Source organism: Microbulbifer sp. CNSA002 (assembly GCF_047324085.1).
Lineage (GTDB): Bacteria > Pseudomonadota > Gammaproteobacteria > Pseudomonadales > Cellvibrionaceae > Microbulbifer.
On record NZ_CP172449.1, the window covers coordinates 4,985,124 to 5,006,759 of the forward strand.

Consider the following 21,636-nt stretch of genomic DNA (forward strand, 5'->3'; position numbering starts at 1 on the left):
AAGTTCAAGCTCAGTGAATTATTTCAAGTTGTTTCTACATCAATAATGGCCCAGACGCCTCCTACAAAAGCCGGGTTTTTCTTCAGGTTGTCTACATCACCTGCTTGCGGCATTGGCTGTCCAGCCTGACGGAGCTCTTCCAACCGCTGAAAAATCGTTTCAGCCATTTTTTGCAGGGTCCCCTCAAGGGTATCGGCATAGCAGTGGCAATGCGGCAGATCCGGTGCAATGGCACCAAATCCGGCATATTCAATATTGTGCACCACAACCGGGTAGCGCATTGAAAAATACTCTTATGTATTAGCTTTCCAAAGCGTAGACTGCTTTACATTTTACGGGGGAATTTGGCAAGGAAATTAGCTAATTAGCTAATTAGCTGGGAAATAATATTTCGCGCTGGCACAGATTCAACACTATAAGTGACAGCACTGAGCAGGAAGAACTGCCGTATTCAAATTAAAACCTGCAGCACTACAGTTTTTCACACAAGAAAATATTTGGAATTTAGTTAACGGGGCATTCTACCTAATAGGGCCCGGCGGGAAAATAGCATGCTGTTATAGGTGCGCCGCAGCGCAATATCATTTGCATCGACTGCATTGGAGAGGGCTTCAAAATGCCGCTGCAACCAGTTTATTTCCTCCTCCAGTTCCCGACGCAAACAGCGAATTTCACCTTTATCCTGGTTAAAGCGCAGATCGGGTCCAGACATCAGTGAGCCTCCTGAATTTGGAAATATCCAGATCCCCTTTAAAGCCTCCACCAGTGGTGGTGGAGGCACAAATATACTCTCTATATGTTTACTGGCGTCACACCCTAAGCAGCGGACTTATCCAGCAGTAGGGATTGCCAATCAAAAGAAGAATCGCCAATTACATAGAAAAAGGGATTCAGCAGAGAGTCTTTAGTGTTGTAGCGCAACAAATTAAACTCTTCGTCCACAACAATACCACCTGCTGCTTCAACTACAGCCTGAGCTGCCGCAGTATCCCACTCGCAAGTAGGAGCGAGACGCGGATACAAATCTGCTGCACCCTCAGCAACCAGGCATAATTTCAGCGACGAGCCCATATTTTTGCACTCGACAGCACCCAGTTCAGACTCGATACGTTGTACCAACTGGTCGACGGTGCCAGTTCCATGGCTGCGGCTGGCCACAAGCTCAACAACTTCACTATTATCCAGGCGCGGCTTCAGTGGGCGCACCCGAATGTCAATTTCGCCATTGGCATCGCGCTTAAAGGCTCCTTCGCCCTTGCAGCCGGCGTAAGTGATATTCAGTACCGGTACGTAAACCACCCCCAAAACGGGCTCGCCATTTTCGATTAACGCGACATTTACAGTAAATTCACCGTTGCGTCGGATAAATTCTTTGGTGCCATCGAGCGGATCGACAATCCAGTAACGCTGCCACTGACTGCGCTCTTCGAACGAGGGCATTTCCTGCTCTTCTGATAAAACCGGTACTCCCTCGATAAGCTGTGCTAACGCCGGTTCCAGTACTTTGTGAGCGGCCAGATCTGCGGCAGTTACTGGGGAATCATCTTTCTTTGTCTCGACTTCCAACTCAGCGCTGTTGTGATAAACCTCGAGAATCGCCTCTCCCGCGCGTTTGCAGATCTCTATCACCTGCTCCAAAAGTGCTTTATCCATTACAACTCCATACTCTTTGAATTCACCATTATAAAATCTTAGGCGGAGAAAAGGTCCTGAACGGACAGATAGCGCTCACCAGTGTCATAGCTGAACACCAGTACCCGGCTGCCCGCATCCATCTCCCCCTCGCGCTTTTTCAGGGCCGCAAGGCTGGCACCGGAGGAGATACCCACAAAAATTCCCTCTTTTAATGCGCAACGACGCGCCATTTCAAAACTGTCTTCCTCACTCACCAATACAGTACCGTCGAGTACTTCCGTATTGAGTACCTGGGGTACAAAGCCGGCGCCGATACCCTGCAAACGATGCAGGCCTTTTTCTCCACCGCTAATCACCGGTGATTTCTCCGGCTCTACCGCATAGACCTGTAATTTGGGAAAGTGCTCTTTTAAGACTTCACCACAACCAGTGATATGCCCGCCAGTACCCACACCGGTAATCATATAATCCAGCCCCTCAGGAAAATCTGCCAAGATTTCCTTGGAAGTAACATCCCGGTGCACCTGGGCATTGGCGCGGTTATTAAATTGTTGGGGCATCCAGCTATTCGCATGTGAGGCCAATAACTCCTCCGCCTTAGCAATAGCGCCGCCCATACCGCGCTCTTTAGGTGTAAGGACCAATTCTGCGCCCATTGCCTTCATGACCTGGCGACGCTCTACCGACATAGACTCCGGCATGGTCAGGATCAGGCGATAACCCTTCACGGCAGCAACCATCGCCAGTCCAATACCCGTATTACCAGAGGTCGGTTCGATTATTACCCCACCGGGCTGCAGGGCTCCACGACGCTCTGCATCCTCAATCATCGCCAAGGCAATTCGGTCCTTAATGCTGCTGCCCGGATTAAAGCGCTCTACCTTCATCCAAACTTCTATATCGGGACGGAAGAGGTGATTGATTCTTACGTGAGGGGTATTGCCGATTGTTTCCAGAATATTGGCCGCTTTCATCAGTGAGGCTCTCCATGACTAGTGCTCAAGGCAAACAACTGCCGGGCATGTATTTTCGATGCTCCATATTACCCTAGAAATGTCCCGCGGCCGGCACTGGAGAAAACTCAATTGGAATTAGAGAGTACAAGCTATCGATGATGCGGAGGAAAACCGTTAAATTGATGGGGAGGTATACAAAATAAAAATAAGGTAAGTACCTATGTCCGTAGAAAATTCCGCACCCCAGCACAACTTTCGCAATTACCTGGTACCGATGTTCCTGGCCAGTGCCACTTTATTCATCTTTCTGGATACCTGGAAGCTGGATAACTTGTGGATGCCCGCGCTAAAAGCGCTGCCGATACTGTGCCTAATGATGATTGCCAGACTGGAGCTGCGGGGCAAAACCCTGCTTTTCACTTTTCTAGCCCTCAGTTCCTCCGCCATCGGGGATGTACTCCTCGAAATGCAATTCCCCCAACACTTTGTGTTTGGACTGGGTGCTTTTCTTATTGCCCAGCTAGTCTACGCGCTGGGTTTCCTGCGTTTTGCGGAGCCCCCCAATCGGCGCAACCTTATTCGGACACTACCTGTAGTGATTGCCGCACTGCTTTTGGCTCAAATTATCCTCCCTGCTGCTGGGGATTTAGCCCCGGCAGTATTAGCGTATCTGCTGGCTATCCTCGCCATGGCGGTCGCAGCCGCAATGCACAAGGGTGACGCCGCCCTGCTATTTGCCGGGGCTGTCATCTTTATGGCTTCAGATACATTGATCGCTATTAACAAGTTCATAGCCCCACTACCGCTAGCCGATGCCGCCATCATGCTCACCTACTACAGTGCGCAACTGTGTATCCTGTACGGAATCCGCCGCGCCCAGGCATAATGAAAACGATCCGGGAAGGCAGTGGCAAGCCAACTAAACTTGTCTTCCCGCCCCATTTCAAAGAGGTACATAGCTCCCATGCTCGATTGGCGAAGTATCGATACCGTATTGCTGGACATGGACGGCACCCTGCTGGATTTGCATTACGACAATCATTTTTGGCTCACGCACCTGCCCAAGCGCTACGCTGAAGTCCACGGCTTTGACCCACAGGAAGCCCAGCAGAAGCTCGAGGCTGAGATCAATGCCCGCCGTGGTACGCTGGAGTGGTACTGCCTGGACTTCTGGGCGGAAAAACTGGAGCTGGATATCCTCAGCATATTGCGCGAGATCGAGACCCGCATCGCCCTGCGCCCTCACACTGAGGCGTTTCTGAGCGGCCTGCAACAACTGCAAAAGCCCACCTACCTCGTGACCAATGCGCACCGTCAAGGGTTAGATCACAAGCTGGAGATCACCGGTATCGACCGCTGGTTTGACGGCATCATCTCCTCCCATGATTATGGACATGCCAAGGAGAGTGCCAATTTCTGGGACTCTCTGCGAGATAACCTGGAATTTGACCCTGAGAACACCCTATTTGTCGACGATAACCAATCTGTTCTGAGCGCGGCCCAGGACTACGGTATCGCCCACCTATTGTGTATTCGCCAACCGGATAGCCGCGGGCCCAAACGGGAAATCACCAACTTCCCGGCGATCCATCATTTTGATGAGATCATGGCTTTTAAACGCAGCAGACTGGACACCGGGTCCACCTGATTTCACAAGGAAACCATGGAAAAAGTACGTATCGATAAGTGGCTCTGGGCCGCGCGCTTCTTTAAGACTCGCAGCATTGCCAAGCAGGCGATCGAAGGTGGAAAAGTCCACGCCGATGGCCAGCGGGTCAAAGCCAGCAAGGAAGTCACTACCGGTGTCAAACTGAGCATCCGCCAGGGATGGGATCTGCTGGAAGTTGAAGTAACCGCTCTATCGGATCAGCGGCGCGGCGCCGAGATTGCGCGCACCTTATACCGCGAGACCGAAGACAGTATCGCCCGCCGGGAAAAAGAGAAAACCGAGCGACAGGCAGCCAATGCCGGGATGCAACAGGAGCGCCCCAATAAAAAGCAACGCCGCCAGATACACCGCTTCCTGCGGGAACAAGAGTAGACTCGGCAGACAAAAGTGGTGAAATTTCCGCCATTTCCCACTTTAGCTGCTAAACTGCCCCCACTCAACCGGATAGAAAACAGCCATGATGAAACGACTGATCGCCATTTCCCTGCTGATTTTGCTCGGTACCCAAACCGCCCTAGCAGACAGCCGAGAACACGAGCAGCTCAAGCGCTCAATCATCAAGATTTACACCACCGCCGCCGCCCCGGATTATTTCAACCCCTGGGCCCTGCTCAACCCCAAGCAGCTGTCCGGCTCCGGTGCCGTTATCCGCAACCAGCAAATCCTGACCAACGCACACGTGGTGGCCAACGGCAGCTTCATCCAGGTCCAGCGTCACGGCGATGCAAAGAAATTCCGCGCCCGAGTGAAATTTGTCTCCCACGATGCCGACCTCGCCCTGCTGACCGTCGATGACGAAAGCTTTTTCAACGATACCCGCCCCCTGACCCTGGGCAAATTGCCCGATCTGCAGGAAGAGGTCACCGTCTACGGCTATCCAATTGGCGGCAAATCTCTTTCGATTACCCGCGGAGTACTCTCCCGCGTGGAGCACCAATATTATGCCCATGCGGAAAGTTACCTGATGGCGGGCCAGATAGATGCGGCCATCAACCCGGGCAACAGCGGCGGTCCGGTTATCTCCAATGGCCGCATCGTCGGCGTGGCCATGCAAACCAACCAGAGCGCTGAAAACCTGGGTTACTTTGTCCCCCCCAGCGTGATCGCTCATGTCCTAGAAGATGCCAAGGACAATATGCACCAAGGGTTCCCCGAACTGGGGCTGGTAACCCAAAGCCTGGAAAGCCCATCGATGAAAAAAGCGGCCGGTCTCGAGGAAGACCAGGATGGTGCCATGGTCGTTAAAGTGTTCGACAATTCCCCCGCAGCTGAAGTGTTTAAACCCGGCGATGTCCTGCTCGAAGTCGATGGCTTTAAAGTAGCGGCTGACCGGACTGTGGAATGGAGGGAAAACCAGCGCACCAACTACCACTACGCCGTGGACCGCCACCATGTCGGTGAACGTTTACCCGTGCGCTTCTCCCGCGATGGTAAAGAGCAGACCGCTGAGGTCACGCTGGCCGCAACACCTCCCTCACGCGCTATGGTGCTGGGAGAGCAATTTGACCGCCAGCCCCGCTACTATATCTACGGCGGTGTTGTCTTTGTGCCCCTGAATATGAACCTGATCAAACGCTGGGGCAAAAACTGGCACTCCAAGGCGCCTATTGACTACCTCTATGCCCGCAATCAATGGAGTGACGAGGAGCGCCGCGAGCTGGTCGTCGCCCTGAAAGTACTGCCCGCCAATGTGAACCTCGGTTACCACGATTGGAAGAACTGGATTATCGACTCAGTAAATGGCCACAGCATCAAGGACTTCGACGAGTTCGCTCAATTGATGGAAGGCAACAAACAGGACTTTGTAGATTTGCGCGACCGCTCCGGTTATCGGATGGTCTTGGATGCGGCAGAGGCCCAGGAGCAGCAGCCTCTGATACTGCAGACCTACCATATCCCCCAGCGCCATTCACAGGGGTTGTTCAGCCAGCTGGCCAATAAAGAAGAATAAACATCGGGAGAGGCAAAGGATGCCCATAAAGTTACTGTACTTATCCAGCATTTTTGGCGGTCTGCTCATGACCGCCAACGTTAATGCAGGGGAACTGTATCGCTGGGTCGACGACGATGGCCGGGTGCACTTTGGTGACCGCCCCCCGGCCCACGCAGAGGCCAAGGATATTTCTGGCAACCTGACCCCCATTAATTCTGCCGATGCCACCACAGCACCCAGACGCAGCCAATCGGAACAGCCGCGGAATATCGAACAACAATACCAGGAGCGCTTGAATCGTGAAGCGCAGGAAAGACAACAACAAAGAGACAAGGCCTGTAGCAAGGCCCGCAAAAACCTAAAAATATTACAGGGCCGGGTCGTATTTTTTGACGACAATGGCAAGGAAGTACGCCGCACAGAGCGGGAGCGCGAACAGATGGCACTCGACTATCAACGCCAGGTCAACCTCTATTGCGGATAAGTTAGCCGGCCCCCAGGGGCGCGGCTTCCCCCCATTACTCAGCGACAGCTACCATTTAGGCATATCCACCTCTAAAATCCTGCGGTTTTAATACCGAGAGCCCCCGACCTATGTCCGATCAGCTGGAACGCTTTATTTTCTCCAAACACGATATTCGCGGACAGGTGGTGACACTTACTGATTCCTACCGCGATGTACTGGAACACAACCCACTGCCTACACCAGTAGCCCGCCTGCTGGGGGAGTTCCTCACTGCAGCCAGCCTGCTTTCAACCACACTGAAGTTCGAAGGTGTCCTGAGCCTCCAGGCCCGTGGCGAAGGCGATGTGCCGATGATTATGGCGGAGTGCACTCACCACAGCGACCTGCGCGGCATCGCCCGAGTTGCCGAGGGTGCACAAATCGACGAAAACGCCACCCTGCGCGATATGATCGGCCCCCGTGGAGCCCTGGCCATTACCCTTGAGCCAAAGCGCGGTGAGCGCTATCAAGGTGTGGTTCCCATGGAGCAGGACAACCTGGCCGGCTGCCTGGAAGACTACTTTAAGCAATCGGAACAGCTGGCTACCCGCGTATGGCTGGAAAGCAGTGACAATACCGTCGCCGGTCTTATGTTACAGATTCTGCCAGGCAATAATGCCGCCACGGAAGAAGAAAATCAGGACGCCTGGGAAACAGCGATTCACTTGGCGGAGACCGTAACTGACGAGGAGTTATTTACCGTTCCCCACCCAGAGCTTATTCACCGCCTATTCCACCAATTGGAGCCGGCAACCCTGGGTACCGACACTATTCGCTTCAAGTGCAGCTGCTCGAGAGAGCGCAGCGCCCGCGCGCTGGTTTCCCTGGGTGCAGAGGATGTCTACCGCCTGCTGGAAGAGCAGCAGGGTGAGATTATCGCGGACTGCCAATTCTGTAACACCCAGTACCGCTTTGACCGGGACCAAATTGAGTCGCTCCTCAACGCTCCCCCCCACACTCTTCACTGATCCTCGAAGGGCTGCGCAACCGCCGAATCCTCAGCGCAGCCCTACCACCTGACACCCCTAATCCCTCCATTAAATTCAAAAAAAGAATAATTAGGCGTGCAGCCATAAATGGTGTGAATTTATGTCGACATTATTTTCCATGACAGCGCTGTCATTGACTACAAAATAGCCATAGTTGGTATCCGCATATTTTGAATTTTGCAATAATGCGCCCCCAAAATTTTCTACGGCTGTCTAAACCTTGGGCAGCCCCATTTTATTTACTGTCCAACTTTCACGGGTATTCCACGAATGGCACAGATCGACGACTCCGCGATGGTCTTCAAGAACCTATCACCGGCACAATTGGTAGAGCAGGCTCTGACGCGCGGCGAGGGCAAGCTGTCAGATACAGGCGCTCTGGTGACTGAAACCGGCGCACGCACCGGTCGCTCCCCGGCTGACCGCTTTGTTGTAGAAGAGCCCTCCACTGCCGACAGCATCGCCTGGGGCAACGTCAACCGTCCTTTCCCGCAGGATAAGTTTGACGCCCTGTGGGATCGTGTAGAGGCTTTTGTTGCTGGTCACGATACTTTTGTTCAGCACCTGCATGTGGGCCAGGATGAAGACCACTACTTGCCAGTGGTAGTGACCACCCAAACTGCATGGCACAACCTGTTCGGCCGCAACATGTTTATCCGCGCCGAAAAGTACAACCCCAAGTCCAAGGAAGAGTGGCAAATCCTGCACGCTCCTCACTTTGTCTGTGAGCCCGAGCGCGATGGCACCAACTCCGAAGGCTGCGTAATTATCAACTTCGGCCAGCGCAAAGTACTGCTGGCCGGCATGCGTTACGCCGGCGAAATGAAGAAGGCCATGTTCTCCGTACAGAACTTCCTGCTGCCAGAAAAAGACGTAATGCCAATGCACTGCGCGGCTAACGTCGGCGAAGATGGCGATACCTGCCTGTTCTTCGGCCTGTCCGGTACCGGCAAGACCACCCTGTCCGCGGATCCCGAGCGCTACCTGATCGGTGACGATGAGCACGGCTGGACCAAGGGTGCCGTCTTCAATATGGAAGGTGGCTGCTACGCGAAAACCATCGACCTGAGCCAGAAAAATGAGCCGGTAATCTGGGATGCCATCCGCTTCGGCGCCATCGTTGAAAACGTGGTAACCAACGATCACGGCACTGCTGACTACTGCGACACCAGCCTGACTGAAAACGGCCGCTGCTCCTACCCGCTGGAACACGTTGAAATGCGTCAGCTGGAAAACCGCGCCGGCGAGCCAAAGAATGTTATCTTCCTGACTTGCGATGTATCCGGCGTACTGCCACCGGTATCCATCCTCTCCAAAGAGGCTGCGGCTTACCACTTCCTGTCTGGCTACACCGCCCGCGTAGGCTCCACCGAACTGGGCGCAGAGGCCGGTATCCACCCGACTTTCTCCACCTGCTTTGGCGCGCCGTTTATGCCCCGTGCACCGCGCGAATACGCAGACCTGCTGATGAAGCGCATTGAAGAGTTCGGCTCCAAGGTCTACCTGGTAAACACCGGTTGGACCGGCGGCTCCGGCGACAACGGCAAGCGCTTCCCGATTCCGGTAACCCGCGCTGTCGTTGCCGCTATCCAGAGCGGCGCCCTGGAAGGCGTTGCCACTGAGCACCTGGATGCCCTGAACCTGGATATCCCGATGGAAGTGCCCGGCGTGGACAAGTCTTACCTGAACCCTCGTGAAGCCTGGGCTGACAAAGCTGCTTACGATGATCAGGCAGGCAAGCTGGCCAAGCTGTTCGCCGAGAACATTGAGAAGTTCAATGTCAGCGAAGACGTTAAAAATGCAGGCCCTAAAGCCTAAGTAGAGGTTGTCGGGCACAGTGCGCTGTCCGTGACCCAAAAGCCGCTGCTCCCCCGGGACCAGCGGCTTTTTTTGTGGCTGATCCCAAGCCCGCAGCCCGTCGATTTTTGCGGCTATAGTGAGTAAACAGGCGCCGACGATTTTAGCGTCGGAGGAAAAACTCTCTCAGCAGCAGTCGCGAGCACTATGTCCGCAGGTAACTCGTTTACTCGCTTCGAAACTCTGTTCCCACACAGGCCGCCCGGGCAAAGAGTCAATCGGGTGGTCGTCAGTGCCCTCACTTTAATACTCAGTGCCATCCTGTTTACCCTCTGGCTCTATCTATTCCTCTCCTCGCAAGAGAAGTCCTATGTCGAGCAGCGTGGCTATCGCCTCGCCAACGAGGAGTCCTTTAACAAATTCCTGCGAGAGGGCAGTAACCGCTCCAGCGTACAAGCACTCAATCAGTTGCTTCGGGACCGGGGTGTCGCTGAGGTTTTTCCTATTCGTGATCTTCTGCGACAGGGGGGGGACTGGCTGGAACTGGGGGAACCCCCATTCGCCATACCACCCAGGGACCAGTGGTCCAATATTGTGAAAACCCTCACCCTGGTACGAGACCAGGTAATACCGCTAATTGGCCCTGTCACTGTGGTTTCCGCTTACCGCACTGATGCCTACAACCGAAAACTTGCGACCGAAGACCAGCCCCGCCACCGTGACTTTTGCGGGCTGGACTTAATTCCGAATTCCAATATCGGTAAAAACGAACTCGCTGAAGAGCTAAGCACACTGCACGCACGCCTCGGTCCCGATAGCAATGTCGGGATGGGCCTGATTGACGATGTCCTGTTTCATGTCGATACCTGTGGCTATCGCACCTGGTAATTGAGGGAGCTGCCCGATGGTTATGCAAAGTAACAAAGAGTGCGTAGAAATCGGCCAGCGTCAACTGCGCCGGCGGATCATCATCATTGGGTCAATCGCACTGGCAATTCTCACCGGTCTATTTGTTTTTACTTACGAACGAGCGCGCGAGGCTGATGACCGGGTGAAATCCCCTATCGATATCCTACCGCTGCTAATGATCCCGGAGGTTTACGATATCCAGGGCTATCCGGCAGCTTCCGAGAGGGCATTCAGCCGCTTCCTGAGCAAAGGCAATAACCATGCACGCTTTACTCAACTCAAAAAATTCCTGCGCTCCAACCGGGTTGAACAGGTTGTGCAACCCTATGAGCTATTGCGTCAGGGCAGTGACTGGCAGGATTTGGACGAACCCGCATTCGCCATCCCTCCCAAGGAGCTCTGGTGGGGCATCGTAAATACTCTGCGGGTAATCGAGCGGGAAATAGTGCCCCGCGTCGGCCCGGTAACAGTGGTCTCCGGGTGGCGCACAGTGGATTACAACCGTAAGGCCGGGGGTTCCAAGGGAAGTAAACATCTGCATTTCTGCGGGCTGGATATAGTTCCGAAAAAGAAGTTCTCCCGAGAGCAATTGGTGCCCGTACTGAGGGATATCCACAAGCGCAACGGCCGCGAGTGGCAAATGGGCCTCGGAATCTATCGGGGCATTCGATTTCACGTGGATACGTGCGGATATAGGCGCTGGTAAAACCCCACTGCATCTGCTTAGATAGAGCAAAAATTAGGCGCCCTACCACTGGGCTGCCGAAAGAGAAGCAGAGGAAGTCGCAGTGCAAGAAAAACTGGAAAGGCGCTCATTTATATTGACCTTATTATTGGTCAGCGTAGCTTTTTTACTCCTAATAAAACCCTTCTTTACCCCTATTTTTTGGGCTTGTGCCACCGCACTGATTTTCTACCCCGTGTACCGTCTGCTGATGCAGCGCTTTCCCAATTCGCCTAATTTAATGGCTCTGCTAACCCTGTTTATGTGTATCGTTCTATTGGTGATACCCGTATTGGTAGTGGCCACCTCTTTTATTAATGAAGCGGTAACTCTGTATCACCGGATCCAGGAAGGACAAATTGATGTTTCTAAATCCTTTGAACAGATTCGCAGTGCTTTCCCCAGGGTTAACAGCACGCTCGAAAGTATTGGCGTGGATGTCGAGGAGGCCAAGCAGCGCCTGATGGGTGGAGTGATGAATGCCGGTAGCTTCGTCGCAAAAAATGCGATTGAGGTCGGACAGAATACTGTTAACTTTTTCGTTATGTTGGGTTTAATGCTTTACCTCACCTTCTTCCTGATTCGCGATGGCGAAAGGCTGGTAAACCTGATTATCCATGCCCTACCACTGGGTGATGAGCGCGAGCACCTTTTACTGGCAAAGTTTGCTGAAGTCACTCGCGCAACCATTAAAGGAAATCTGGTAGTCGCTATTACCCAGGGCGGCTTGGGCGGAATTATTTTCTGGGTGCTGGGTCTACCGGCACCGGTGCTTTGGGGTGTATTAATGACACTGTTGTCATTGTTGCCCGCCGTCGGTGCCGCATTGATCTGGTTCCCCGCTTCTATTTACCTCTATGCTATTGGCGAACCCATGAAGGCAACGATTTTACTCGCCTATGGTTTCACCGTGATCAGTCTGGTAGATAACCTGTTGCGCCCAATATTGGTGGGTCGAGACACAAAACTCCCCGACTATTTAGTGCTTTTCTCCACTGTCGGCGGTCTGTTTATGTTTGGAATCAGTGGCTTTGCGATAGGCCCCCTTCTCGCTGCACTATTCCTCGCCTTCTGGGAAATTTTTATGCGTGAGTTTGTGCATCCCGAAGATGTCTTAATGCCACAAAAACCTGAAGATCTTTAACCTGTTCCCCGGGGCGGAAAAGCCTTAATTCCGCCCCACCCAATTAATATACAAAGTCAGCTCGCACAACAGCTCAGTGGGCAGCCTCCTGTAGCTCTTTCAGCTGCAAATTGAGATCGCTCATCGGCGACTGATCAACCAACAGTGCTCCCTCATTTGCCCGATCCAAATCCGCCACCAGTAAAATCACTGTTGAGAAAGTCAGGGCCAAAGCTATAACTACCTGGGCAGATCCCCCGCGACTTATACCCAACTGGTATCCAATTGCCAGCATCGCCAAAATGGTCATAAAGTACAGGGAGAGCCAGAGTGGACCCGGTATACGGTATTGCAGCCCAACCACAACCCTGGCACGGTGCAGATCTACCATCCCGTTAACCTGCTCGGCAAACTGGCGTAAATAATCGGCGTTGTAATCCTGTGCGATGTGCGCCTCGATCAAACGCCAAAGAGCCTGGTGAATTTCCTCACTGCGAGCTACATCTTCCGGAGTGACGGCGATTGATGGGTCAATATCCCTGAGATTTGCATATTCAGCTATTAGGTCTCGCGCCTTATTCTGCTTATCCAATTGCAAAAAGCTCGCATTTAAATATGCGGCCTGGATGGTATTGACCTCCTGCAACAGCAATGCCTTGCGTTCATTAAATCGGTCGGCTGTCATATTAAAGGTAAATGCCAAAACGAATGCGACTAGGCCCAAAGTGGCAGCTACCGCACTGCCCAGGGAAGAATCCTCCTTGATACTGGCATTCACTACCCGCCGCCGCCCCAGATAAATCCCCACAGCTAAAGCGCAAAGCACTACGGCAACTGAAATGGTATAGATCAGTGGAAGTGGCAGAGTATAGAAAAGGCTGTCAAAGCGCATTTAAGCCCCTGCAAAACGGCAAGTCCATAACGGTGCATTGACGCACCAATATTCTTACTTTGGCGCATAAAGCATAGCAGTTATAGCTGAGCTATTGGCCAGTTAGACCTTAGGGCAGTAGCATAGGCGTATCGGTAAACTACAAGGGAAATATTCGTGAAATATCTGCTGATCTTCTTTATTACTGCGTTTATCAGCCTTCCCAGCCTCGCTCTGGAAGTAGGTGAAATGGCGCCAAATTTCACTCTCAAGGGGTCTGATGGCCAAACCCACACATTGGCGGACCTCCAGGGAAAAAGCGCTGTTGTGATCGCCTGGTTTCCCAAGGCATTCACCCGTGGCTGCACCATAGAGTGTAAATCGCTCGCCCAAAACGGTCACTTAATCAAAGATTATGAAGTCACCTATTTTATGGCCAGTACAGATGATCTTGACGATAACACCCGATTTGCTGAAGAGAGCGAAGCGGACTTCCCGTTACTCAGTGACCCCACCGGTGAAACGGCTAAAGCGTACGATGTACTTATTCCCGTAATGAATATCGCCCGCCGCGTTACCATTTATATCGGTAAAGATGGCCGAATTAAAAAAATTGACAAGGATATTAAACCGGCAACCAGCGCAGAGGATATAGCGCGAACGCTTGGTGAATTGGGAACTAAAAAAGTTTCAACCTGAAGGGTAATCCAGATCAATTACTATAAATATCAAATAGCTCAAATTTTGGGCTATTTGTATTGCAAAATCACTTTTTAATAGAAAAAGAAATTCCAAAACAACATTGCTCTCCTTCAAAATCCGCCAGCCACTTACACACACTTAGGTTAACTTCACCCAGGCTAGATTGAACGACATGTTCGAGAAGGTAATCGGGCTCCCCTGAGGAAAATACACGCTGATCAGCCTCACGTAACGCTTTGGCATTCTCTGCCCAGGCCAATTGGACATCAGTTTTACCAACCACATCCTCTCCAGCCAATTCGCATATCCTTTGGTTACCCCAAATATATCTCTCACTTTTATCTTTTACCCAAAACAAGAATGGAACGTCATCAACGACTTTCAATTCATCTCGAGTCATATAACACCTGTGGATTGCTCACATAAAGCATTTAATAAAAATAATAATAGCTGAGTTAATCGACCCCATAAGCTCATAAAAAAATAAAAGGAAAACTTAGCTATATAACTTAATGCATGCGTACCACTATTATGCCGTGCAATTTAACTTCACAAAGGTATCATACGGCCAATAATTAATATTGAATATAGAGAGAGGTTATGAAGGAACTGACCAGACACCTAACAATACTGGCAGCATCATCGATTCTTGTTAGTGCATGTAGCGGAGATGGAAGCAATTCATCTAGCCCAGAGCCGACACCAGAAGTACCATCAATTACCCTACATGGAGTCTTTGATGAAAGCTTCTCTGAGTTTCCAGAAATAACAGTCAGCATTGGCGAAAGCCAATATACTGCCGAGCAAACAAACAACAATGAATTCACGGTTGAAATAGAAGGCGGGCATAGCGACGAGCTAGTAACCATAATTGCGCAGGGTGCGGTCTCAGATGACTGGAGTTATAGTTTTAAATCCTATGCTGGGTCATTTAGTGAACTTTCGAGCCAAGCAATAAATAATGAAGTAAGCTACCTCAACAATAACCCGGGTTTAGTGTTAAACAGCTTATCAGCGTCGATCTCCAATCTTGCAGAGATATCAAACAACAACAGTGAAATCACAACCACTGAAGGCCTAAAAAAACATATTTTCGAAGTGCCTATGGAGGATGCTATTAATTTAGCTATATTCCTAAAAGGTGCAATTAATGAAGAGTTCTCAGACAACACGAACTTTTTCTTTCTCGAAGATAGATATTCAAATACGACAGACTTCATCAGAGATTATTCATTCTCAAAAGCCTATGTAGAAGACATAATTCAATCAAATCAAGAGTATGCAGATGAGCTTCTACTGAAAATCCTAGACAATAATTACTCTCACCAACAGAATTACAGGCTGAATGAATCCTTAGAAACAATCTTTTTGACTGGAAGCTCAGGCAGCGACAATTTAATACCCGGGGTCATACAACTCAAGGAAGAATTACAAAATTCCGGCACAGCTAGTTTTATTGGAATTGGAGAGTTCACTCTGTCACTGAATGAGGACGGTGACATTAATGGACAAATAGCTGACGGAGTAAGCTGGGGCAGGTTCAGCCTTCATAACTGTATAGATATTCGAAACAGCAACTTTAATACAAGGCATATTTATTCGACGCCATATAGCCAGGTACTGGAGATCAACCTCAATAGCACTTGTACAAGCCAGAGCGGGGAGCAATATGAATATAGCGAAAAAAGATACTTAAACACCATAAATACAAGTTATTCCGCCTCCTGGGAATCAATTCCCAGTCACTTTTCAACTAAAACTTACCATCCAAATTTCTACCAAAACTGCAACTGCAACTACTTCTCTGGAAAGTTCAGCATGGACTCTGAGAATACTGGTAAAGAGAAATTTGGTCCGGATCTAAAAGAAGAAGAAACATTTTCAGCAGTTCTAACTAATGAATTAGTCATAAACTACGAAAGTGGCCAACAAACACGTTACATTCCCACGAGTACATTCGGAAATGCGACCAGGGTCATTGCCGTTAGCACAGGTAGCGATGGCACAACAGATATATTTTCTAGTTTTTTGGTTGAAGAAAATGACACACCACTTGAGGCTCCTCCATTAAGAGTGGAGACTCACACTTCATTTCCAACTCCCAATATTTGGGCAATCGTTTATTCCGATAATGGAACTATTCAACAAGAATTTACCTACCCTCTCGATCCATTCAATCCATTTTCTGACTATGACTGGATGACGGATGAACGCAAAGGCTCGTGGGAGATAGCAGCAGACGGCTCAATAGTTTCGAACCACTACTATGATCCAAATCTGGAAACGGAGGAGAATTCCACTGCTGCTTACCTGCCATCCTGCGAGGGACAATCTGAAGACTGCATACTATGGAAAAAAAGGCGATTACGACTTATCAATACCGATGAGGATATATACTATCTTGAATCTTACCTTGAAACCTTCTCTTCAAGACTAGAAGAAGGCCGGACAGATTATAAAAACGGCTTCATTGGCCGCTTTAAAAAAGTAGATATCTAAAACCAGCTGCAATCTATTTTAATTGAAAAATGTGCTTGGAGAAAAGTTTTCCCCAAGCACAAATTCTCTTTATTCCCCACCGATCTCCAATTCTTTTAGCTTCCGTGTCAAGGTATTTCTACCCCATCCCAATAGATCAGCTGCATCGCGTTTACGCCCAGCAGTATGCTTAAGCGCAATTTCTATTAACGCTTTTTCAAATGCGGGAACAGCCTCATTTAAAATTTCGCGCTGCCCAGAGGATAGGGCCTGGTCAGCCCACAAGCGCAGTGCTTTTTGCCAGTCTGCCGGTGTTTCTGTCGTCGCGCCCTGCTGATGCAACTCCTGTGGCAAATCTTCAATATGCACCTCGCGCCCAGAGGCCATCACGGTAATCCAGCGGCAGGTATTTTCCAGTTGTCGTACATTACCGGGCCAATCCAGCCCAGAGAGGTACTCCTCAGTTTCCTTGGTTAGGATCTTTGACTCCACCCCCAGATCTTTTGCCGCAGCATTAAAGAAATGCCTCACCAATCGCGGAATATCCTCACGGCGATCCGCGAGTCTTGGAATATGGATGCGAATAACATTCAGGCGGTGAAACAGGTCCTCGCGAAATTTATGCTGACATACCAACTCTTCCAGATCCTGGTGAGTCGCCGCAATAATACGCACATCCACTTTGACCGGGGTGTGGCCACCGACACGGTAAAATTCACCATCAGCCAACACGCGCAATAACCGGGTTTGCGTATCTGCGGGCATATCACCAATTTCATCTAGAAACAGGGTGCCACCATTGGCCTGTTCAAAACGTCCGGCACGCTGGGAGCTGGCACCGGTAAAGGCCCCTTTCTCATGGCCAAATAATTCAGACTCCATCAGGTCCTTGGGTATAGCCGCCATGTTCAATGCAATAAATGGCTTATCCCTGCGCGGACTGTGATTGTGCAGAGCCTGCGCCACCAACTCCTTACCGGTACCGGATTCACCGTTGATTAAAACGGTGATGTTGGAATGAGACAAACGGCCAATCGCGCGAAACACCTCCTGCATCGCCGGCGCTTCTCCAATGATTTCTTTACTACCCTGACCATTTTCCGGCTCAACCCGCTCTTCAGCACTCTGTTCGCTAGCGTGCATCAATGCGCGCCGGGTTACCGCTACGGCTTCATCAATATCAAATGGCTTGGGCAGGTATTCAAAGGCTCCCCCTTGGTAAGCAGCTACCGCGCTATCCAGGTCCGAGTGCGCAGTCATAATAATTATCGGCAGGCTCGGTCGTTCAGCCTGGAAACGCTGCAACAATTTAAAGCCATCGGAGCCCGGCATGCGGATATCACTGATTACTACATCCGGTGAATCGCTATAGAAATCATCCAGGGCGCGGTCGCCACTCTCGTAACACTGGGTATCAATTCCCTCACGCGATAGCGCTCTCTCCAGCACCCAGCGGATTGATCTGTCGTCGTCAATAATCCAAACGCGATTACTCATTCTCTAGGTTCCTGTATTAGCTAATTCGGTAGTCAGGGGCAGATAAATTTGGAAAATGCTACGGCCGGGTTGGCTGTCACACTTAATCAGCCCCTTGTGCTGATTAATAATGTTCTGGGAAATTGAAAGTCCAAGGCCTGAACCCTCGGCGCGGCCGGAGATCATCGGGAAGAATATCCGCTCGCGAATATCCTCCGGTATGCCCGGGCCGTTATCTTCAATTTCTATACGGCAGACCAATGGACAGTTGCGGCGGCCAATGGTGAATTGGCGCTGGATACGCGTACGCAATACCATCTCCCCACTACTGAGGCCAATACTTTCATCGATGGCTTGCATGGCGTTGCGGGCAATATTAAGCAGCGCCTGAATCAATTGTTCGCTATCGGCGGGGACATCGGGAATAGACGGATCGTAGTCCCTGCGAATTTGAAGCTCACCGATACACTCAGCATCCAGCAACTGGGCAACCCGCTCCAGAACCTCGTGCACATTAACCGGTTGCAGTACTACCGGCTGGCGTGGTCCCAATAAACGGTCAACCAGATTGCGCAGGCGATCCACTTCCTCGATGATAATCTGTGTATATTCGTCTAACTCCCGGTCCGGCAACTCGCGCTGCAATAGTTGTGCAGCCCCACGGATACCACCGAGGGGGTTCTTGACCTCATGGGCCATACCGCGAACCAGGTTTCGTGTCGTTTCCTGGGCACTGAGCAGTGCATCTTCCCTGGCAATTCGCAACAGGCGATCCATCGGCTGCACTTCCACAAGTAGCACAGAAAACTCGGGGACCGGGCTGACTGAGTAATCCACGGTCCGGGTTTCAAGATTGTTCAACCTCCAACTGGCCCGGCGCACTGTATACTTCTCATTTTTGCGCAATGCTTCCCGCATAGCCTCATAGGCAGTGGGAGATTCTCGCACCACCTCCTCCAACTTCGAGCCTTTAACCCGGGTACTGGAGGCGGCCAACAAGTCCTCAGCAGCATTGTTCAAATAGCAAAGCGATAAGTTTTCATCCAGCACCAACACTGCGGAAGTCAGGCTATCGAGTAATTGGCGCAACTGGCGATCATTCAGCATTCACAAAATTTCCGATTCATTCCGAGGCTCTGACCAAACTCCCTTTGGTCACCCCCAGCAAACTAGCGCTGTATCTAGTCAGTGCAAAAAGCAAACCAAAATGGCGCATATGCTGGCATTTGCAGGCGGGAACAACTTCAACCGGACACAATCGGTGCGCAGTTAGCTGCAGTGGCATAGCGAGTTATTCAGCTTAAAAAATGAGATGCCGCCAGTCACAGGCAGAATGCACCATAACGGTGCGCAGGTCAAAAAACAAACAAGCGGAATTAGGAGAGGGTTAGAAGTGAGAGGGCAATTAGATTGAGGGGGCTTTCGCCCCCCAGTATTCAACCCCTGGCTATGGGTCGCTTCACGTAAATTGTGACCACGCGGGATTGAGCCAGAACCCGCCCATTTGAACCCACTAAGACGGCCTGCAGAGTATGTGTTCCACGTTCAAGAGCCGAGATATCTAGAGCATTACCGTCAGAACTCCCCTGCCAGCGCTGCCCATCAATAACCGCATAGAAGCTCGAACCTTCTGGATAGGCTGGAGTTACTTGCACCTCAAGCGCAATCAGGGTTTGCCCAGGGGGGATAGTAGCCTCATTAATTGGGCTCACAATCTGGATAGAAACAGCCCCGGAACCCCTATTTTTGCCGTTTGGCGACAGCTTTCTTGAGGGTAGCTGTCGAGGTAAAGCGATCGGCTGGATGTTGATCGGTGCCAACTCAACTTCCTCCAAGTTTCCATTTGGAGGTGGCGTGTCACTAAAGGTTACCTGACCATCGGGACCCACTATCTTGTATATGGCCCCAGTCTCTGCGAAAGCCACAACAGCTACTATGGGCAAAGCCAATAAAACAGCTTTCAGTAGTTTTTGAATTCCCAACATTCTATTAGCCACCCTGCGACTCCCCCCATTTCAGGTACAGGGACTTTCATACTTTTGGCGCCATTTATTGCTGCTGCAGACCACAGAGCCCTCAAGTCCCGGCTGACAGTGTACTCGCAATAAAAAAGCCCGCACCAGGGTGGCGCGGGCTTTTCGAGAACGGCTCGACGGCATCACGGTGATGCCGGTCGCCATTACACGGAGTAGTACATATCGAACTCGACCGGGTGAGTGGTCATGTTCAGACGCTCTACTTCTTCACGCTTCAGCTCGATGTAGGCATCGATAGCATCGTTAGTGAATACACCACCGGCTGTCAGGAACTCGCGATCCTGGTCCAGAGCATCCAGGGCACCTTCCAGACTGGAAGCGACAGTCGGGTACTCAGCCAGCTCTTCCGGCGGCAGGTCGTACAGATCCTTGTCCGCAGCATCGCCAGGGTGGATCTTGTTCTTGATACCGTCGAGACCCGCCATCAGCAGCGCGGCGAAAGACAGGTACGGGTTGGCGGTCGGGTCCGGGAAGCGAGTCTCGATGCGCTTACCTTTCGGGGAGGGCACGAAAGGAATACGGATAGACGCAGAGCGGTTGCGCGCAGAGTAAGCCAGGATTACCGGCGCTTCGAAGCCAGGTACCAGACGCTTGTAAGAGTTGGTGGAAGCGTTACACAGCGCGTTCAGGGCGCGAGCGTGCTTAACGATACCGCCGATGTAGTACAGAGCAGCTTCGGACAGACCAGCGTAGGCGTCACCGGCAAACTGGTTTACGCCATCCTTGCTAAAGGACTGATGAACGTGCATACCGGAACCGTTATCGCCAACCAGCGGCTTGGGCATAAAGGTCGCGGTCTTGCCGTAGGCGTGGGCAACGTTGTGTACAGCGTACTTGAGGATCTGTACTTCGTCCGCTTTCTTGGTCAGGGTGTTGGCGGCAACGCCGATCTCACACTGGCCGGCAGTACCTACTTCGTGGTGATGCACTTCTACGCGCAGGCCCATCTGTTCCATCGCAGAACACATAGCGGCGCGAACGTCGTGCAGGGAATCCACCGGAGGAACCGGGAAGTAACCGCCTTTAACGCCGGGGCGGTGACCAATATTGCCTTCGGCAAAGTTGTGACCAGAGGACCAGGCTGCTTCTTCGGAGTTGATCTTGTAGAAGGCGCCGCCCATTTCAGCACCCCAGGTAATATCGTCGAATACGAAGAACTCGGGCTCAGGACCGAACAGAGCGGTGTCACCCAGACCAGTGGACTTCAGGTATTCCTCAGCGCGCAATGCGATGGAGCGAGGATCTCGCTCGTAACCCTGACCGGTAATTGGGTCAACGATGTTACAGCGAATGATAACAGTGCTCTCATCGGTGAAGGGGTCGAGGAAAGCGGTCTCGTCGTCCGGCATCAGGATCATGTCGGATTCGTTGATGCCCTTCCAACCGGCGATGGAAGAACCATCGAACATTTTGCCTTCTTCAAAGAACTCACCGTCAACTTCCGACGCAGGGATGGAAACGTGTTGTTCTTTACCCTTGGTATCGGTAAAGCGCAGGTCTATCCATTTCGCTTCACTTTCATTAATCAAACCGAGCGTTTTCGCTGACATTGCAGTCCTCCAGGTCTTGAAAAGTAATTGGTCGCTATGCCTTGCTGTCGCTGCCGGCATTCACTCTCTACCTGGCGTGAAATAAAGCAAGGAGTGTGCCAAATTAGGGCAATCGCCTCATAGTCCCGGTTGGCGCCGGTGCGAGCCCCAGCAAAGTGCTGACGCAGCCAGGATAGATGTATTGTGGCCGAGCAGCCACATAAATACGCACCAAAATAGAACATATTTGCTCTCGCTTCGCCCGCAAACAGTGCACAACCAACTTGGCTCCGGCTAGTTTATA

The 21,636-nt window shown here is 51.3% G+C and carries 22 protein-coding genes; 12 read left to right on the forward strand and 10 right to left on the reverse strand.

Translation table 11 applies throughout. The features are described from left to right. Positions 1 to 23: 23 nt before the first annotated feature. The 4 genes from ACG1BZ_RS22005 to cysK all read right to left on the reverse strand — a co-directional run bounded on the left by ACG1BZ_RS22005 (position 24) and on the right by cysK (position 2,609). Positions 24 to 281, reverse strand: coding sequence for a type II toxin-antitoxin system HicB family antitoxin (locus tag ACG1BZ_RS22005; RefSeq protein WP_108734877.1), 258 nt, complete (start codon positions 279 to 281; stop codon positions 24 to 26). A 227-nt stretch (positions 282 to 508) separates the two neighbouring features. Continuing rightward, on the reverse strand, positions 509 to 712 hold the full coding sequence (locus ACG1BZ_RS22010) for a hypothetical protein (protein ID WP_108734878.1): 204 nt from the start codon (positions 710 to 712) through the stop codon (positions 509 to 511). A 104-nt stretch (positions 713 to 816) separates the two neighbouring features. Beyond that, positions 817 to 1,653, reverse strand: coding sequence for a 3'(2'),5'-bisphosphate nucleotidase CysQ (gene cysQ, locus ACG1BZ_RS22015; RefSeq protein ID WP_413663700.1), 837 nt, complete (start codon positions 1,651 to 1,653; stop codon positions 817 to 819). 38 nt (positions 1,654 to 1,691) lie between these two features. After that, a complete protein-coding gene (gene cysK, locus ACG1BZ_RS22020) occupies positions 1,692 to 2,609 on the reverse strand; it encodes a cysteine synthase A (protein ID WP_413663701.1) in 918 nt (305 codons plus the stop codon). A gap of 202 nt (positions 2,610 to 2,811) precedes the next feature. On the opposite strand from cysK, the gene ACG1BZ_RS22025 reads away from it, so the two are divergent. The 10 genes from ACG1BZ_RS22025 (at position 2,812) to ACG1BZ_RS22070 (ending at position 12,261) form a co-directional block, all read left to right on the forward strand. Then, positions 2,812 to 3,477 (forward strand): lysoplasmalogenase, encoded by a 666-nt coding sequence (locus tag ACG1BZ_RS22025; RefSeq protein ID WP_413663702.1) that lies wholly within the window; start codon positions 2,812 to 2,814, stop codon positions 3,475 to 3,477. Between the two features lie 78 nt (positions 3,478 to 3,555). Continuing rightward, complete coding sequence (gene yrfG / locus ACG1BZ_RS22030; protein ID WP_413663703.1) at positions 3,556 to 4,239, forward strand: GMP/IMP nucleotidase; 684 nt, start codon at positions 3,556 to 3,558, stop codon at positions 4,237 to 4,239. Positions 4,240 to 4,254: 15 nt separating this feature from the next. Further along, complete coding sequence (locus ACG1BZ_RS22035; protein ID WP_413663704.1) at positions 4,255 to 4,632, forward strand: RNA-binding S4 domain-containing protein; 378 nt, start codon at positions 4,255 to 4,257, stop codon at positions 4,630 to 4,632. Between the two features lie 85 nt (positions 4,633 to 4,717). Next, positions 4,718 to 6,211 carry a S1C family serine protease gene (locus ACG1BZ_RS22040; RefSeq protein ID WP_413663705.1) on the forward strand — a complete coding sequence of 498 codons (1,494 nt, stop codon included), beginning with the start codon at positions 4,718 to 4,720 and terminating at the stop codon, positions 6,209 to 6,211. Between the two features lie 19 nt (positions 6,212 to 6,230). Continuing rightward, on the forward strand, positions 6,231 to 6,677 hold the full coding sequence (locus ACG1BZ_RS22045; protein WP_413663706.1) for a DUF4124 domain-containing protein: 447 nt from the start codon (positions 6,231 to 6,233) through the stop codon (positions 6,675 to 6,677). A gap of 110 nt (positions 6,678 to 6,787) precedes the next feature. After that, a complete protein-coding gene (hslO, locus tag ACG1BZ_RS22050) occupies positions 6,788 to 7,666 on the forward strand; it encodes an Hsp33 family molecular chaperone HslO (protein ID WP_282930825.1) in 879 nt (292 codons plus the stop codon). 291 nt (positions 7,667 to 7,957) lie between these two features. Further along, positions 7,958 to 9,505 carry a phosphoenolpyruvate carboxykinase gene (locus ACG1BZ_RS22055; RefSeq protein ID WP_282930824.1) on the forward strand — a complete coding sequence of 516 codons (1,548 nt, stop codon included), beginning with the start codon at positions 7,958 to 7,960 and terminating at the stop codon, positions 9,503 to 9,505. 186 nt (positions 9,506 to 9,691) lie between these two features. Next, positions 9,692 to 10,372, forward strand: a complete 681-nt coding sequence (locus tag ACG1BZ_RS22060) for a hypothetical protein (RefSeq protein WP_413663707.1) — start codon at positions 9,692 to 9,694, stop codon at positions 10,370 to 10,372. A gap of 16 nt (positions 10,373 to 10,388) precedes the next feature. Further along, on the forward strand, positions 10,389 to 11,099 hold the full coding sequence (locus tag ACG1BZ_RS22065; protein ID WP_413663708.1) for a D-Ala-D-Ala carboxypeptidase family metallohydrolase: 711 nt from the start codon (positions 10,389 to 10,391) through the stop codon (positions 11,097 to 11,099). 82 nt (positions 11,100 to 11,181) lie between these two features. Further along, positions 11,182 to 12,261: an AI-2E family transporter gene (locus ACG1BZ_RS22070; protein ID WP_413663709.1), complete on the forward strand. Its 1,080-nt coding sequence runs from the start codon at positions 11,182 to 11,184 to the stop codon at positions 12,259 to 12,261. Between the two features lie 73 nt (positions 12,262 to 12,334). Here ACG1BZ_RS22070 and ACG1BZ_RS22075 read toward each other — a convergent pair whose 3' ends face one another. Then, complete coding sequence (locus tag ACG1BZ_RS22075; protein ID WP_413663710.1) at positions 12,335 to 13,132, reverse strand: hypothetical protein; 798 nt, start codon at positions 13,130 to 13,132, stop codon at positions 12,335 to 12,337. Positions 13,133 to 13,288: 156 nt separating this feature from the next. Here ACG1BZ_RS22075 and ACG1BZ_RS22080 point away from each other — a divergent pair, with 156 nt between their 5' ends. Continuing rightward, complete coding sequence (locus ACG1BZ_RS22080; protein WP_413663711.1) at positions 13,289 to 13,810, forward strand: peroxiredoxin family protein; 522 nt, start codon at positions 13,289 to 13,291, stop codon at positions 13,808 to 13,810. Between the two features lie 67 nt (positions 13,811 to 13,877). On the opposite strand, the gene ACG1BZ_RS22085 is transcribed toward ACG1BZ_RS22080, so the two are convergent. After that, complete coding sequence (locus ACG1BZ_RS22085; protein WP_413663712.1) at positions 13,878 to 14,213, reverse strand: PAS domain-containing protein; 336 nt, start codon at positions 14,211 to 14,213, stop codon at positions 13,878 to 13,880. Between the two features lie 200 nt (positions 14,214 to 14,413). On the opposite strand from ACG1BZ_RS22085, the gene ACG1BZ_RS22090 reads away from it, so the two are divergent. Further along, on the forward strand, positions 14,414 to 16,312 hold the full coding sequence (locus tag ACG1BZ_RS22090; protein WP_413663713.1) for a hypothetical protein: 1,899 nt from the start codon (positions 14,414 to 14,416) through the stop codon (positions 16,310 to 16,312). 69 nt (positions 16,313 to 16,381) lie between these two features. Here ACG1BZ_RS22090 and ntrC read toward each other — a convergent pair whose 3' ends face one another. From ntrC to glnA, 4 genes are all read right to left on the reverse strand, one after another. Continuing rightward, positions 16,382 to 17,788 (reverse strand): nitrogen regulation protein NR(I), encoded by a 1,407-nt coding sequence (gene ntrC, locus ACG1BZ_RS22095; RefSeq protein WP_413663714.1) that lies wholly within the window; start codon positions 17,786 to 17,788, stop codon positions 16,382 to 16,384. Between the two features lie 3 nt (positions 17,789 to 17,791). Further along, on the reverse strand, positions 17,792 to 18,874 hold the full coding sequence (glnL, locus tag ACG1BZ_RS22100; protein ID WP_413663715.1) for a nitrogen regulation protein NR(II): 1,083 nt from the start codon (positions 18,872 to 18,874) through the stop codon (positions 17,792 to 17,794). Between the two features lie 329 nt (positions 18,875 to 19,203). Then, positions 19,204 to 19,764, reverse strand: a complete 561-nt coding sequence (locus ACG1BZ_RS22105; RefSeq protein WP_413663716.1) for a DUF4124 domain-containing protein — start codon at positions 19,762 to 19,764, stop codon at positions 19,204 to 19,206. Between the two features lie 182 nt (positions 19,765 to 19,946). Beyond that, positions 19,947 to 21,353 (reverse strand): glutamate--ammonia ligase, encoded by a 1,407-nt coding sequence (glnA, locus tag ACG1BZ_RS22110; protein WP_108734896.1) that lies wholly within the window; start codon positions 21,351 to 21,353, stop codon positions 19,947 to 19,949. Positions 21,354 to 21,636 lie beyond the last annotated feature (283 nt).

Coding starts and splice junctions, on each gene's coding strand:
- hslO (WP_282930825.1), top strand. CDS start 6,788: ATGTCCGATCAGCTGGAACGCTTTATTTTCTCCAAACACGATATTCGC.
- ACG1BZ_RS22045 (WP_413663706.1), top strand. CDS start 6,231: ATGCCCATAAAGTTACTGTACTTATCCAGCATTTTTGGCGGTCTGCTC.
- ACG1BZ_RS22085 (WP_413663712.1), bottom strand. CDS start 14,213: ATGACTCGAGATGAATTGAAAGTCGTTGATGACGTTCCATTCTTGTTT.
- ACG1BZ_RS22035 (WP_413663704.1), top strand. CDS start 4,255: ATGGAAAAAGTACGTATCGATAAGTGGCTCTGGGCCGCGCGCTTCTTT.
- ACG1BZ_RS22060 (WP_413663707.1), top strand. CDS start 9,692: ATGTCCGCAGGTAACTCGTTTACTCGCTTCGAAACTCTGTTCCCACAC.
- cysQ (WP_413663700.1), bottom strand. CDS start 1,653: ATGGATAAAGCACTTTTGGAGCAGGTGATAGAGATCTGCAAACGCGCG.
- glnA (WP_108734896.1), bottom strand. CDS start 21,353: ATGTCAGCGAAAACGCTCGGTTTGATTAATGAAAGTGAAGCGAAATGG.
- ACG1BZ_RS22010 (WP_108734878.1), bottom strand. CDS start 712: ATGTCTGGACCCGATCTGCGCTTTAACCAGGATAAAGGTGAAATTCGC.
- cysK (WP_413663701.1), bottom strand. CDS start 2,609: ATGAAAGCGGCCAATATTCTGGAAACAATCGGCAATACCCCTCACGTA.
- ACG1BZ_RS22005 (WP_108734877.1), bottom strand. CDS start 281: ATGCGCTACCCGGTTGTGGTGCACAATATTGAATATGCCGGATTTGGT.
- glnL (WP_413663715.1), bottom strand. CDS start 18,874: ATGCTGAATGATCGCCAGTTGCGCCAATTACTCGATAGCCTGACTTCC.
- ACG1BZ_RS22075 (WP_413663710.1), bottom strand. CDS start 13,132: ATGCGCTTTGACAGCCTTTTCTATACTCTGCCACTTCCACTGATCTAT.
- ACG1BZ_RS22065 (WP_413663708.1), top strand. CDS start 10,389: ATGGTTATGCAAAGTAACAAAGAGTGCGTAGAAATCGGCCAGCGTCAA.
- ACG1BZ_RS22040 (WP_413663705.1), top strand. CDS start 4,718: ATGATGAAACGACTGATCGCCATTTCCCTGCTGATTTTGCTCGGTACC.
- ACG1BZ_RS22090 (WP_413663713.1), top strand. CDS start 14,414: ATGAAGGAACTGACCAGACACCTAACAATACTGGCAGCATCATCGATT.
- ACG1BZ_RS22055 (WP_282930824.1), top strand. CDS start 7,958: ATGGCACAGATCGACGACTCCGCGATGGTCTTCAAGAACCTATCACCG.
- ntrC (WP_413663714.1), bottom strand. CDS start 17,788: ATGAGTAATCGCGTTTGGATTATTGACGACGACAGATCAATCCGCTGG.
- yrfG (WP_413663703.1), top strand. CDS start 3,556: ATGCTCGATTGGCGAAGTATCGATACCGTATTGCTGGACATGGACGGC.
- ACG1BZ_RS22025 (WP_413663702.1), top strand. CDS start 2,812: ATGTCCGTAGAAAATTCCGCACCCCAGCACAACTTTCGCAATTACCTG.